This is a genomic window from Aeromonas sp. 604282 (assembly GCF_049170575.1).
GTDB lineage: Bacteria > Pseudomonadota > Gammaproteobacteria > Enterobacterales > Aeromonadaceae > Aeromonas > Aeromonas veronii_A.
Window position 1 is genome coordinate 79,964 of the sequence record NZ_JAAKMV010000007.1, and the last position, 13,730, is coordinate 93,693.

The following is a 13,730-nucleotide window of genomic DNA, read 5'->3' on the forward strand; positions in this document are numbered from 1 at the left end:
CTGGGCTCCTGTTAGAAGAGGGTTTCCATTTCGGTGGCGCGAGCAACGGCCGCCTGCATGGCTTGCGCAGTCAGCGGCATCAGCCCCTGCTGCTGGAATGTCTTGATGGCTTCGGCTGTGGTGCCGCCCTTGCTGGTGACCTGCTCACGCAGGGTTTGCAGCGCCAGCTCGGGGTTCTGCTCCACCATGGCGGCTGCGCCCAGCGCGGTCTGCTGCACCAGCAGGCGTGCCTGATCGGGCGAGAAACCCATCGCTTCGGCCTCTTCGGCTATCGCCTGCATAAAGAGGAAGAAGTAGGCCGGAGCACTGCCTGCCGCGGCGATGACGCCGTTGATGCCAGATTCCTGCTCCACCCAGAGGGTCTTGCCGACCGCCTGCATCATCTGCTCGGCAAAGTCGCGATCCGCGGCGGCAATATGTTCGGGTGCATAGAGACCGGTCATGCCCAGACCCAGCAGGGCCGGGGTATTGGGCATGGTGCGGATGATGCGGTCGTGGCCACCGGCCATCTCGCCAAGGCGCGCCACCTTGATACCGGCCGCGATGGAGATGAGCAGCTTGCCCTCAAGGGAGCCCAGCTCTTCAACCAGTGCTGCCAGCATGCCGGCCATCAGCTGCGGCTTGACTGCCAGCACGATCACTTCGGCGTCTCGGGCCGCCTCGGCATTACTCTGGGTGATGCGAATGCCGTAGTCGCTCGCCAGCGCCTCCAGCTTGGGCAGACTGGGGTTGGCAGCAGTGATCTGCCCGGCGGGATAACCCGACTTGACCAGTCCGGCGATGATGCTGCGGCTCATGTTGCCCGCGCCGATAAAGGCCAGCGTTCTATGCTGCATCAGATGCTCCTGTAGCATATGGGGTCGCGGCGAGGTTGGCGCTGCCTGCACCACCTGACGCCAGAATTCGGTGTTCCATCAAACGCTCCTGTTGATGAAGTCGGGCAAGAGGCGGACGTATGGGTTATCCGCTGGCCTTGCCTATGAGTAGTCACGGGCGCCGAAGATGGCGGTGCCGACCCGCACCATGGTGCTGCCGTGGGCGATCGCCAGTTCAAGATCCTCGGTCATGCCCATCGAGAGGGTATCCACCGTGGGGTATTGTCGCGCAAGCTCGGTGAACAGAGTCTGCATGCGGGTCATTTGGGCGGCCAGTACGCGCTCGTCACTGGTGTGCTCTGGAATGGCCATCAGTCCCCGCAGCACCAGTCGCTCACTTTGAGAGACCTGCTCGGCAAGGCGGAAAATCTCTTGTTCCGACGTTCCGGATTTGCTGCTCTCTCCGCTAATATTGATTTGCAGACAAACATTTAGCGGTGCCATTGTAGTTGGGCGCTGGTTGTTGAGGCGGTCGATCAGCTTGTCCCGATCCACGCTCTGCACCCAGTCGAACCGTTCGGCGACCAGTTTGGATTTGTTCGATTGCAAAGGGCCGATAAAGTGCCACTCTATGTCGCTATATTCCGGCTGCTGGCGCAAGGTATCGATCTTGGCCGCTGCTTCCTGAGCGTAGGATTCGCCAAAGCAGCGCTGACCTGCGGCATGGGCGGCCATGATGGCCTCGACCGGCTTGGTCTTGCTCACGGCCAGCAGGCGGATCTGCTGCAGGTTGCGGCTAGCCCGTTCGGCGGCCTGGGCAATACGTTCCTTTACCTGAAACAGGTGCTGGGCAATCTGGTTCATATTTCGTTAGTGATCTTGTGATGGGAGAATGACAAGTCTATGGATATCACAGAGTTATTGGCTTTCAGTGTAAAGCATAAAGCCTCGGATCTACACCTCTCGGCCGGGGTTCCCCCGATGATCAGGGTTGATGGTGAGGTTCGCAAGATCAATTTGCCCGCCCTGGAACACCGGGAAGTGCATGCCCTCATTTACGACATCATGAACGACCATCAGCGCAAGGAGCTGGAGGAGAACTTCGAGGTCGATTTCTCGTTCGAGGTGCCCAATCTGGCCCGTTTCCGGGTCAACGCCTTCCAGCAGGCGCGCGGCTCGGGCGCGGTATTTCGTACTATCCCCAGCACTGTGCTGAGCCTCGAGGATCTCGATGCGCCGGAGATCTTCCGCAAGATCGCCGAGTTCCCGCGGGGTCTGGTACTGGTGACCGGCCCGACCGGTTCGGGTAAATCGACCACCCTGGCGGCCATGGTCAACTACATCAACGAGAACTTCCATCACCACATCCTCACCATCGAGGACCCCATCGAATTCGTCCACGAGAACAAGCGCTGCTTGGTGAACCAGCGGGAAGTACACCGTGATACCAAGAGCTTCAGCAACGCCCTGCGCTCGGCCCTGCGGGAAGACCCGGACATCATTCTGGTGGGCGAGATGCGCGACCTTGAGACCATTCGTCTGGCCATGACTGCCGCCGAAACCGGGCACCTGGTGTTTGGCACCCTGCACACCTCGTCGGCGGCCAAGACCATCGACCGTATCATCGACGTCTTCCCCGGCGCGGAGAAGGACATGGTACGCTCCATGCTCTCCGAATCCCTGCGGGCGGTTATCTCCCAGACCCTGCTCAAGCGCATTGGTGGCGGTCGGGTGGCAGCTCACGAGATCATGATGGGCATTCCGGCGGTGCGTAACCTCATTCGGGAGGACAAGATTGCCCAGCTTTACTCGGTGATCCAGACCGGGATGACCCACGGCATGCAGACCATGGATCAGAGCCTCAAGCAGCTGGTGAGTCGTGGCGTGGTGGCATCCCTCGATGCCAAGGCCAAGGCCGTTGATCCCAACAGCATTTAAGCGACTTGTACCCAGGGAGGGATAAATGATGAATCTGGATGATCTGCTGAGCCAGCTGGTCGAGCGAAAGGGATCGGATCTGTTTGTGACGGTGGGATCGCCGCCCATTCTCAAGGTAAATGGCCATCTGGTGTCGCTGGGGGGAGACGCGCTCGACAAGAAAGGGGCGCTGACGCTGGTCAGGGATACCCTCAGCAGCGATCACTTCGAGCGCTATGTCCGCACCAAGGAGGCCAACTACGCGATCTATCGCGAAGCGCTTGGCCGTTTTCGGGTCAGTGCCTTCTGGCAGCAGGAGCTGCCCGGCATGGTGGTGCGGCGTATCGAGACCCGCATTCCCACCTTTGAAGATCTGCAGCTACCCAAGATCCTGCAAGAGGTGGCGATGGCCAAGCGGGGACTGGTGCTGTTTGTCGGCGCCACCGGGGCGGGCAAATCGACTACCCAGGCGGCGATGATCGGCTATCGCAACCAGCATGCCGATGGTCACATTCTGACGGTGGAAGACCCGGTGGAGTTCGTTCATCAGCATGGTCGCAGTCTGGTGACCCAGCGAGAGGTGGGGATCGACACCGAGTCGTTCGATGTAGCGCTAAAAAGCTCGCTGCGTCAGGCGCCAGACGTGATCCTGATCGGCGAAATCCGAAGTCAGGAGACCATGGAGTTTGCCCTGCAGTTTGCCGAGACGGGACACCTTTGTCTCGCCACTTTGCATGCCAACAATGCCAACCAGGCGCTGGATCGTATCCTCCATCTGGTGCCGCAAGAGAAACACCGCCAATTCCTGTTCGATCTCTCTTTCAACCTCAAGGCCATCGTCGCCCAGCAGCTGGTGCCGAGTATGGATGGCAAGCGGCGCTGCGCCGCGTTCGAGATACTGCTCAATACCCCGCTCATCACCGACATTATTCGCAAGGGAGAGATGCATCGCCTCAAGGAGGTGATGACCAAGTCCACCGAGCTGGGTATGCAGACCTTCGATCAGGCGCTTTTCAGCCTGTTCTGCGCCGGCCAGATTGGCTACAGTGAGGCACTCGCCCACGCCGACTCGGCCAACGACCTGCGACTGCTGATCAAGCTCTCCGGTCGCGAGCGGCTCGGTACCGGCACGCTGGACAATGTGACGCTGGATGAATGAATCATGGGGCCGCTCTGCCGTTCGGCCCCTTGCCATAAAGGAACGTTATGCTGATTGTGGTTTCCCCGGCCAAGACGCTGGATTACGAGTCACCGGTGGTGACACCCCGTTTCACCCAACCCGAGCTGCTGGATCACTCCGCCGAACTGATTAGCCGGGCCCGCCAACTGAGCCCGGACCAGATCGCCACACTGATGAAGATCAGCGACAAGCTGGCCGGTCTCAATGCCGCCCGGTTTGCCGAGTGGCAGCCAGATTTCACCACCGCCAACGCCCGTCAGGCACTGCTGGCTTTCAAGGGGGATGTCTACACCGGTTTGGCGGTAGAGGATTTCAGCGAGGCCGATTTTGACTTCGCTCAGGCACACCTGCGGATGCTCTCCGGCCTCTACGGCGTGCTTCGCCCCCTCGATCTGATGATGCCCTATCGGCTGGAGATGGGGACCAAACTCGACAATAGTCGCGGCAAGGATCTTTACCAGTTCTGGGGGGAGGTGATCACTCACCATCTCAACGACGCGCTGGCTGCGCAGGGGGATGAAGTGCTGATCAATCTGGCCTCCGACGAGTATTTCAAGTCGGTACGGCCCAAGAGCCTGAAAGGGCGGATTGTCACACCGGTGTTCAAGGATGAGAAGAACGGCCAGTTCAAGATCATCAGCTTCTACGCCAAGAAGGCGCGCGGCATGATGGCTCGCCACATCATCAAGTACCGTCTGACCGAGGTGGAGCAGCTGACCGGTTTCAACGCCGAGGGCTACTACTTCGTGCCGGGAGAGTCGGACGCCAATACCCTGATGTTTAAACGCGCCGAAAATTAATTACAAAAAGAGGGAACCAATCTTTCGACCCGTGGGTCTGAATATGTGAATCCTCTGTTGTAAGCACTTTTTATTCGCCGACGTTTGATACGTCGGCTTTTTTATTGCCGTTTTTATTGTCCATCGATTGCCTTCGCCGGGACTATGTGGTTCAGATAGACTCAAGACAGGGAGCGAGTCGTTGTGAGGTGAATATGGAACAGAAAAATGCCATTCGGCAGGTTGCCGTCCCTTGGGCTCCGTCCCGCCAGCTACCGCCCGGTCTGGTTGTGGCCGAGCTGCATCAGGATCTCTGGAGCGACTCTCTGACCATCATGCTGGGGCGGGCACGCAGCATCGATCTGCCCCCGCAAATCCTCTGCCGGGTCTATTTTCGCCATATCTACGCCCTGCGGGTTATCGAAGATTGCGATCTGGCCGAGGGGAAGGATAGTCATGCCATCGAAGAGCAGATCCAGCTCATCACCCCATCCCGTTTTGCCAGCTGGTTTCATCAGGAGTCGGACGGTCTGCATCTGGATGAAGATCTGCAGCACTATCGCATCTCGACCTGGGATTATTGCGCCGATGTGCTGACCTCCTCGGCGCCGGAACTGCAGTTCCTGCCCCAGAGCGATTAGCCAGCTGTTACGTCAGAGGCGAAGGATGATCCTTCGCCTCTTGGTTTTTAGGCTGGTGCAGATTTTGTGGCGTTCAGGCCATTCAGCTTGGGTCGTGGCCTGTTGTGTCGGCACAAAAAAAGCGCCTCAGAGGAGGCGCGGGGAAAAAGACAGATTGGAAGCGTCACATGGGTGCTACTTGAATCAGCGAATGAGCCGTGCCATTCAAGTATGGACCCATCATGCCAAGCTCAATCTGAAGTAGTTCTGAGGCGATTCTTCATTTTCTGTTCATCTTGTCAGCAAAGCGAGGCTACTGGCTGAAAGCCTTTTCATTTTGGCCACGATATTGTCCCGTTCCTCTCCGGGGCGGTCATCGTCTCATGGGGCCAGCTCGAATGCTGTGCCTGCCTGTTCCAGTGCCAGCAACCAGCGCTTGATGGGAATGCCGCCAGCATAGCCGGTCAGCTCCCCGCTGCGACCGATCACCCGATGGCAGGGCACTATGATGCTCAGCGGATTGCGCCCATTGGCAGCGCCCACAGCCCGCACCGCCTTGGGATTGCCTATCGCCTGGGCAATCTCGAGATAGCTCACGGTCTCGCCATAGGGGATATCGCACAAAGCGTTCCATACCGTTTGCTGAAACGGGGTGCCCTTCGCTGCCATGGGCAGATCGAACTGCTGCAACTTTCCGGTGAAATAGGCGGTGAACTGGGCAAGATAGGGCGCCAGCGCCTTGTCATCCCGTTGCCAGTCAGCTTGCGGCATGACTGGTCGCTCCCCGTGCATGAACTCCACGTGGCGCAGTCCATCCTGATCGATGGCGACCAGCAGGGGGCCGCGGGCGCTGTCGCAAAAACTGTATCTCATCGGCTGACATCCTTTGGGGGTTGGCTCAGTCCAGAACTGGTTTGCCGCGGGCGGACTTGATATCCCCCTTGCGCTTTTTGGCATCGACCCGTTTGCGCTGGGAGCTGCGGGTCGGCTTGGTGGCATGGCGAGCCTTGGGGCGCCAGGCTGCTTTCTTCAGCAACTCCACCAGACGGCTCATCGCCTCCTTGCGATTCATGTCCTGGCTGCGATGGCTCTCGACCCGGATCAGGATAAAGCCATCGTGTACCCGGCTATCGCTCAGCTTGTCGAGACCCTCCTTGTAGAGGGGCGTCAGGCTGGGAGAGTTGCGGTAATCGAAGCGCAACCAGACGGCGGAGTCGGTCTTGTTGACGTGCTGTCCGCCGTTGCCCTGTGCCCGCATGGTCTGAAATTGCAGCTCATGCCAGGGAATCGTGACGCTGTTGGAGATAACTAACATGCTGTTTTGCTCTTGTTTGGTGCATACCCGCTGACCGCTGCAGCATGGTGCCTCATTATGGGGCGTGCTGGCCGGTTATGGGGATGTGCCTGACGAATGGCGCAGGCATTAAACTCTATCTATATGAAATAAAACAATAAAAATACTTGGCACAAGAATTGAAACCCGATTCATGACACACCATGGATTGGGAGCAACCAGATGAAGCTGATTAGTGCGATTATCAAACCGTTCAAGTTGGACGATGTCCGCGAGGCTATTGCCAACCTGGGGGTGGAAGGGCTGACCGTGTCCGAGGTCAAGGGATTTGGCCGCCAGAAGGGACACACCGAATTATACCGGGGAGCCGAGTATCAAGTCGACTTCCTGCCGAAGGTGAAGCTGGAGATTGCTACCGCCGATGATAACGTGGAAGGGGTGATCGAGGCGATCTGCAAGGCGGCCTATACCGGCAAGATCGGCGACGGCAAGATTTTTGTCTACGACTTGCTGCAAGCGGTGCGCATCCGCACCGGCGAGAGTGACGACGAGGCGCTGTGATGAACCGCATCCGTGACGTACAGATTTGTTGACCTCCCGATGTCGGGAATTCCCGATGGCGTGAGCTCTTATTGAAGCCTGATCAACACAACGTTTTGCTCAGAAGAGGCCAGATGGGATTCCATCCGGCCCTTTTCATTTATGGGCGATTAAATATGTGATGTGGCGACGGCGAGCTTTCTTGATCCGCTTATAAGATGTATGCAGAATGCAAACGGAAATCGTTATCACTCTGTATAGCTAATCAAGGAATGGATGATGAAAATGAAGATGTTGGCACTGGCTTTCTCTGCGTTGGCAGCTCAGTCGGCATTGGCGGCCGGGGAAGTGAATGTCTACTCCAACCGGCAGGATGAGCTTATCAAGCCCATCATCCAGCAGTTCGAGAAGGAATCTGGCATCAAGGTGAACGTGGTGTTCGCCAAAGAGGGATTGAACGAGCGTCTGGAGCGGGAAGGCAAGCTCTCTCCGGCCGACCTGATGCTGACTGTCGATATCAGCCGTCTGACCGATCTGGTGGACAAGGGGCTGGTGCAGCCGGTAGACAGCAAGATCCTGCAGGAGAACATCCCCGCCATCTATCGTGATCCGGAGAATCGCTGGTTCGCCCTGACCACCCGGGTTCGCGCCATCTACTCCAGCAAGGAGCGCCTCGGCAAGCTCGATACCATCAGCTACGAAGATCTGGCCAAACCGGAATTCAAAGGGAAAATCTGCACCCGCAGCGGCAAGCATGAGTACAATGTGGCGCTGGTCTCCTCCATGATTGCCCATCACGGCATGGCCGAGACCAAAACTTGGCTGGAAGGGGTCAAGGCCAACCTGGCGCGCAAGCCGCAGGGCAACGACCGGGATCAGGTCAAGGCGATCAAGGATGGTATCTGTGACGTGTCACTCGGCAACAGCTACTATCTGGGCGCCATGTTGAAAGATCCTGCGCAGAAGTCCTGGGCGGATGCGGTCTATATCAACTTCCCGAACCAGGCTGACCGCGGTGCCCACGTCAACGTGAGCGGCGTGGCCATGACCAAGTATGCCAAGAACAAGGCCGAGGCCCAGAAGCTGATGGAGTTTCTGGCTGGTGACACCGCCCAGCACATGTATGCGGATGTGAACGCCGAATATCCGGTCAAGGCCGGAGTCGAGCCTTCCGCCATGGTCAAGTCCTGGGGCAGTTTCAAGTCTGACGCGTTACCGGTCAGCGATTACGCCAAGCACCGCAAGGACGCCTTGCAGTTGCTGGATGAAGTGAAGTTCGATTTGTAATCAGATGGGGCCAACGGCCCCATCAACATCTGTGGTCTCATGAAAAATTTTGGATGGATGACCGGCAGCTGGGCCACCGCCCTGCTGCTGGCTTTGCCGGTGCTCGCTCTCGTCTTCTCTGCCTTCTCGGCTGAGGGAGAGCTGTTTCGCCACCTCGCCGATACCGTGCTGCTCGACTATCTGGCCAATACCCTAGGGCTGGTGGTTGGCGTGGTGCTGCTCAGCCTGCTGTTTGGTGTGCCAACCGCCTGGTTGGTGGCCATGTGTCAGGTGCCGGGGCGTCGTACCCTGCAGTGGGCCTTGATGCTGCCGATGGCGATGCCCTCCTATATCGTCGCCTACGTCTATACCGACCTGCTCGACTACTCGGGCCCGTTGCAGGCCGGGTTGCGAGCACTCTTTGGCTGGAACAGTCCGGCCGATTACTGGTTTCCTGCCATTCGCTCCCTTGGCGGCGCCGCCTGGGTGCTGGCGCTGGTGCTGTTCCCCTATGTCTATTTGCTGACTCGAGCCTCCTTTCTCGAGCAGTCAGTCAGCCTGATCCACTCCAGCCGCCTGCTCGGCTGTACCCCGTGGCAGAGCTTTCGTCGCCTCAGTCTGCCGCTGGCGCGCCCCGCCATCATGGTGGCGGTATCGCTGGTGGCCATGGAGACGCTGGCAGATTTTGCCACCGTCCACTTCTTTGCCATCAACACCCTGACCACGGCGGTCTATGACACCTGGCTCGGCTATGGCAGTCTGGCCACCGCGGCGAAACTCTCCTGCCTGATGTTGCTGGCTGTGGTGCTGTTGATCGCGCTGGAGCGCCGCTCGCGCAGTCGGCAGCAGGTGTTCCAGAAGTCCATGGGCCATGAGCAGCCGCTGCGCTATCCGCTTAAGGGGATGAGCCGCTGGTTGGCGGGTCTCTGGTGCTGGGGGCTGGTGCTGGCCGGTTTCGCTCTGCCGTGCATCATCCTGCTCGATTACGGCGTGCGCTACTTCGAGTTGTCGTGGACGCCGGAGTTTGTCCGCTTTGCCGGAAACAGCTTGGCTATCTCGGCGCTAACCGCCCTGCTGGCGATGGGCATCGCCCTGCTGCTCGGCTTCTTCCGCCGCCTCGATGGCGGTATAAAGAGTCTGTTGCCCCTGCGCATCGCCGCCATGGGTTACGCCATGCCGGGCACCGTGCTCGCCATCGGGGTGCTGGTGCCGCTCACCGCCCTCGACTTTGCCATCAACGATCTGGCCGAGTGGCTCGGGCGTCAGGGGCCGGGCTTGCTGCTGACCGGCACCATTACCGCCATCGTGTTCGGCTATTTGGTGCGCTTCGTGGCCATCGCCATCGGCTCGGTGGAGAGCAGCATGGGCAAGATCTCCCCCAGTCTCGACATGGCAGCCCGCTCCTTGGGGCAGGGGGATGGCGGCATGCTGCGGCGGGTCCATCTGCCGCTGGTGCGCCGAGGTCTGTTTGCCGGTGCCATGCTGGTATTCATCGAATCCATGAAGGAGCTGCCCGCCGCCCTGCTGCTGCGGCCGTTCAACTTCGATACTCTGGCGACCCACGTCTACCAATTCGTCTCGGACGAGATGCTGGAGCGCGGCGCGCTGGGGGCCATCGTCATCGTGCTGGTGGGGCTGTTGCCGCTGATCTGGGTCAACCGCAGTCTGGACAGTCCGGGCCACTGAGTCGCCACGTCGGCCAATGAAATTGCATGCGGTGCGCTGAACCAAAAGGCTGCGCGCCGCCAGAAACGAGAGGAAGTCAGCCTTGTCCTGTTTGCAGGTTGAAAATGTCAGCTGCCGTTACAACGGCCGCAATGTGCTGGAACAGCTCTCCCTGACGGTGGCAGACAACGAGATCGTCTGCCTGCTGGGAGCCAGTGGCTGCGGCAAAACCACGCTGCTCAAGGCCATCGCCGGGCTGCTGCCGCTGGCCGATGGCTCGATTCGCCTCGGCGATACCCTGCTCGACGGGCCGGGTGCCAGCGTGCCGCCCGAGGCGCGCAACATCGGCATGATCTTTCAGGATTACGCCCTCTTCCCCCACCTGACGGTGGCCGACAACGTCGGTTTCGGTCTGACCAAATTCGATCGCCGCGCCCGCCAGCAGCAGGTTGACGAGGCGTTGGCGCTGGTCAATCTGCAGGGGCTGGGGGATCGTTATCCGCACCAGCTCTCCGGCGGCCAGCAGCAGCGGGTGGCCATCGCCCGGGCGCTGGTGTGCAAGCCACGGCTGATGCTGCTGGATGAGCCCTTCTCCAACATCGATACCCAGGTGCGGATGAAGTTGATCCTCGAGATCCGCGCCCTGCTCAAGCAGCAGGGGATCGGCGCTATCTTCGTCAGCCACAGCAAGGAAGAGGCGTTCGCCTTCGCCGATCGGCTGGCGCTGTTTCGCGCTGGTCACATCGAACAGGTGGGCCAGCCGGAGCAGCTCTATCGCCGTCCGCAAAACCGCTTCGTGGCGGAGTTTCTCGGTGGGGTCAACTATCTGGCTGCCGAGGTGGTGGACAGCCACTGCGTGCAGACGGCGCTCGGGGTCATTTGTGGCAGTGAGCCTCATGGCCGGGCGGTGGGTGAGCAGTTGCAGCTGATGCTCCGCCCCCAGCAACTGCTGCTGGAGAGCGCCGCAGATGGCGAGCTTAAGGTGGTGGAGCAGCAGTTCCTCGGTCACCACTGCCGGGTGCTGTTCGAGTGTGGCGATCTGCAACTGGAGGCGAGCATTGGCGAGCCCCTTGATGGGATGCGGGCACGGATCAAGGTTGCCCCCCATGGGTTGGTGTTATTTGCCCCTTTGCCCTGAACGCGTGATATCGTCGTGAAATCAAAGAACTGGATCCACTCTGGTTTATAATCGCGCAACGCAAATAGCCCGTAACGCTAACGCCTATTCAGGGGAGAGATATATGAAAGCCCAAGCCGGGATCTGCGCAGAGCCGAATCTGCACGCCCTCTATCTGATGTTCAATCGTACCGGCGATGCCGCCGAACTGGTCGGCCGTCTGGCCAAACTGCCCGCCTTGTGGCAGGCGGTCGCCGCCGATTTCCCTGATGCCGGTTTCAGCGGTCTGGTTGCTGTTGGCTCCGACGCTTGGGATGGTCTCTACCCTGCCGCCCGTCCACCCCAGTTCCGCAGCTTTATGGCGCAATCCGCCAATGGTCAGGAAGCGCCCAACACCCCGTTTGATCTCTTTATCCAGCTGCGCGCCGATCGGGTGGATGTGCTGCACCACGCAGGTCACCGTGTGATGGCACTGCTGGCCGGACTGGTAGAGCTGGCCGAAGAGGTGCGCGGTTTCCGCAATCTGGATTTCCGTGACCTGACCGGTTTCGTTGATGGCACCGAGAACCCGCAGGATGAACACCGTGCCGAAGTGGCGTTGCTGGCCGATGGCGAGTTTGCCGGTGGCTCCTATATTCACGTCCAGCGCTGGGTCCACGCCATGAGCGACTGGGAGAAGCTGGCGCAGAAAGAGCAGGAAGACATTATCGGTCGCACCAAGCCCGACAACATCGAGTATGAATCTGCCGCCAAACCGCTGACCGCCCACATCAAGCGGGTCAATCTCAAGACTCCGAAGGGAGAGTCCATGGAGATCCTGCGCCAGAGCATGCCCTGGGGCACCATGACCGAGCAGGGGCTCTACTTCATCTCCTGCTGCCGCACACCGCAGCACTTCAACGCCATGCTGGCCAGCATGTACAAGGGGGAGGGCAGCCACTTCGACCATCTGCTGCGCTTCACCAAGGCGGTGACCGGCGCGGCTTTCTTCGCCCCATCGGAGGGTTTTCTGATGGCGCAGGGTAAATAAGCCCGCCTGACGAAGACTCAGAAAACAAAAATCCCGGCCAAGGCCGGGATTTTTCGTTCTTGCGTGACCGCGATGACGCGGTGGCGGCCATTACGGCGTCTGTTCGAACAGCTCGAGGGCGGAGAGGTAGAGCTCTTCGATATCGGTATCGCTGGTCGGGGTGATGAAGATGGTGTCATCACCGGCGATGGTGCCGAGGATCCCCTCTGCCTTGCCAAGGGAGTCGAGCAGGCGGGCGATCAGCTGGGCTGCGCCCGGGCTGGTGTGGATCACCACCAGTGCGCCGTTGTGATCGACGTCCAGTACCAGATTCTTGAGCGGGCTGGAGGTGGTGGGCACGCCCAGTTCCACCGGCAGGCAGTAGACCATCTCCATCTTGGCATTGCGAGTGCGAACGGCGCCGAAGCGGCTCAGCATGCGCGATACCTTGGACTGGTTGATGTTCTCGAAGCCCAGCTCTTGCAGGGCGGTGACTATTTCTGCCTGGGAGCCAAAGCGCTCTTCTTTCAGCAAGGCTTTAAAGGCCTTGGCCAGTTTTTCTTGCTTGTCGTTGTGTTTCATCTTGGTCTCACGAATGAGGAGGTGTGGCGGCCTGTGCGATACAGGCGGCAGATACGAACAGCGGGGCCATTTTGCATTCATATGCCATTTTTTGCAAGGAAGCGGCGCTTGTTCTGCATATTGATTCAAAAATGGCTTGCATCAACCTTTATTAGGGATAGAATCGGGATGAAATTTTGAAAACTTATTCAATTGGGCTGTATGGGTATTGAATTAATAGGTATCGAGAAGTCCTGGCACAAGGTGCCGGTTCTGCAACAGGTCAGCTTTCGGACATCCCCCGGTGAAACCTTGGTGTTGCTGGGCCCGAGCGGTGCTGGCAAGAGTTCCCTGCTACGGATGATGAACCTGCTGGATACCCCGGATGCGGGTGTTCTGCGGATTGGAGAAAGTGAATTTTCTTTCCCGAACTCCCTCTCTGCTGCCGAATTCAACCGCCAGTCCCAACTGCTGCGCCGCAAGGTGGGGATGGTGTTCCAGCAGTACAATCTCTGGCCACATCTCACTGTGATGGAGAATCTGATTGAAGCGCCGGTCAAGGTGCTCGGCATGAGCAAGGAGGCCGCCATCGAGAAGGGGGCCTATCTGCTGGCCCAGCTGCAACTGGCCGACAAGCGCGATGCCTGGCCTGCCCGTCTCTCCGGCGGTCAGCAGCAGCGGGTGGCCATTGCCCGTACCCTGATGATGGACCCGGAAGTGCTGCTGTTTGACGAGCCGACAGCTGCCCTCGATCCCGAGATCACCAAGGAGGTGGCCGAGATCATCCGCAACCTGAGCCAGACCGGCATTACCCAGGTGGTGGTGACCCACGAGGTCGACTTTGCCCGCAAGGTGGCCAGTCAGGTGATTTATCTGGAGAAGGGGCGGATCATCGAATCCGGCACCGCTGCCATTTTCCAATCCCCGCAAACCAGCCGGTTTGCCGAATTCTTGATGCATTGATATT

General features: G+C 59.2%; 15 protein-coding genes. 10 read left to right on the forward strand and 5 right to left on the reverse strand.

Annotation, left to right across the window (positions count from 1 at the left end; all coding sequences use genetic code 11):
- Positions 1-11: 11 nt before the first annotated feature.
- Both proC and G5367_RS10375 read right to left on the reverse strand, forming a co-directional pair.
- On the reverse strand, positions 12-836 hold the full coding sequence (proC, locus tag G5367_RS10370; RefSeq protein ID WP_421244053.1) for a pyrroline-5-carboxylate reductase: 825 nt from the start codon (positions 834-836) through the stop codon (positions 12-14).
- Between the two features lie 141 nt (positions 837-977).
- Complete coding sequence (locus G5367_RS10375) at positions 978-1,679, reverse strand: YggS family pyridoxal phosphate-dependent enzyme (RefSeq protein ID WP_100654584.1); 702 nt, start codon at positions 1,677-1,679, stop codon at positions 978-980.
- A gap of 39 nt (positions 1,680-1,718) precedes the next feature.
- On the opposite strand from G5367_RS10375, the gene tapT reads away from it, so the two are divergent.
- From tapT to G5367_RS10395, 4 genes are all read left to right on the forward strand, one after another.
- Positions 1,719-2,753: a type IVa pilus ATPase TapT gene (tapT, locus tag G5367_RS10380; protein WP_005340354.1), complete on the forward strand. Its 1,035-nt coding sequence runs from the start codon at positions 1,719-1,721 to the stop codon at positions 2,751-2,753.
- A gap of 28 nt (positions 2,754-2,781) precedes the next feature.
- Positions 2,782-3,891, forward strand: a complete 1,110-nt coding sequence (tapU, locus tag G5367_RS10385) for a type IVa pilus ATPase TapU (RefSeq protein WP_421294312.1) — start codon at positions 2,782-2,784, stop codon at positions 3,889-3,891.
- Positions 3,892-3,938: 47 nt separating this feature from the next.
- Complete coding sequence (gene yaaA, locus G5367_RS10390; RefSeq protein WP_421244051.1) at positions 3,939-4,712, forward strand: peroxide stress protein YaaA; 774 nt, start codon at positions 3,939-3,941, stop codon at positions 4,710-4,712.
- Positions 4,713-4,906: 194 nt separating this feature from the next.
- Positions 4,907-5,332, forward strand: coding sequence for a hypothetical protein (locus G5367_RS10395; RefSeq protein WP_421244050.1), 426 nt, complete (start codon positions 4,907-4,909; stop codon positions 5,330-5,332).
- Between the two features lie 360 nt (positions 5,333-5,692).
- Here G5367_RS10395 and G5367_RS10400 read toward each other — a convergent pair whose 3' ends face one another.
- A complete protein-coding gene (locus G5367_RS10400) occupies positions 5,693-6,184 on the reverse strand; it encodes a methylated-DNA--[protein]-cysteine S-methyltransferase (protein ID WP_319919514.1) in 492 nt (163 codons plus the stop codon).
- Positions 6,185-6,209: 25 nt separating this feature from the next.
- Positions 6,210-6,626, reverse strand: a complete 417-nt coding sequence (gene arfB, locus G5367_RS10405; protein ID WP_021230947.1) for an alternative ribosome rescue aminoacyl-tRNA hydrolase ArfB — start codon at positions 6,624-6,626, stop codon at positions 6,210-6,212.
- 201 nt (positions 6,627-6,827) lie between these two features.
- On the opposite strand from arfB, the gene glnK reads away from it, so the two are divergent.
- From glnK to G5367_RS10430, 5 genes are all read left to right on the forward strand, one after another.
- Positions 6,828-7,166 carry a P-II family nitrogen regulator gene (glnK, locus tag G5367_RS10410; protein WP_005341406.1) on the forward strand — a complete coding sequence of 113 codons (339 nt, stop codon included), beginning with the start codon at positions 6,828-6,830 and terminating at the stop codon, positions 7,164-7,166.
- 258 nt (positions 7,167-7,424) lie between these two features.
- Complete coding sequence (locus tag G5367_RS10415; protein ID WP_005357960.1) at positions 7,425-8,432, forward strand: Fe(3+) ABC transporter substrate-binding protein; 1,008 nt, start codon at positions 7,425-7,427, stop codon at positions 8,430-8,432.
- A 39-nt stretch (positions 8,433-8,471) separates the two neighbouring features.
- Positions 8,472-10,097, forward strand: a complete 1,626-nt coding sequence (locus tag G5367_RS10420) for an iron ABC transporter permease (RefSeq protein WP_337073204.1) — start codon at positions 8,472-8,474, stop codon at positions 10,095-10,097.
- Positions 10,098-10,179: 82 nt separating this feature from the next.
- Entirely contained in the window at positions 10,180-11,214 is a 1,035-nt protein-coding gene (locus G5367_RS10425) for an ABC transporter ATP-binding protein (RefSeq protein WP_337073205.1), read from the forward strand.
- Positions 11,215-11,317: 103 nt separating this feature from the next.
- Positions 11,318-12,223 (forward strand): Dyp-type peroxidase, encoded by a 906-nt coding sequence (locus G5367_RS10430; protein WP_337073206.1) that lies wholly within the window; start codon positions 11,318-11,320, stop codon positions 12,221-12,223.
- Positions 12,224-12,313: 90 nt separating this feature from the next.
- Here the strand turns inward: G5367_RS10430 and argR are convergent, their stop codons facing one another.
- On the reverse strand, positions 12,314-12,784 hold the full coding sequence (gene argR, locus G5367_RS10435; protein ID WP_005340378.1) for a transcriptional regulator ArgR: 471 nt from the start codon (positions 12,782-12,784) through the stop codon (positions 12,314-12,316).
- A gap of 201 nt (positions 12,785-12,985) precedes the next feature.
- Between argR and G5367_RS10440 the strand changes: the two genes are divergently transcribed.
- Complete coding sequence (locus G5367_RS10440; RefSeq protein WP_005357971.1) at positions 12,986-13,726, forward strand: ATP-binding cassette domain-containing protein; 741 nt, start codon at positions 12,986-12,988, stop codon at positions 13,724-13,726.
- The last annotated feature ends 4 nt before the right edge of the window (positions 13,727-13,730 follow it).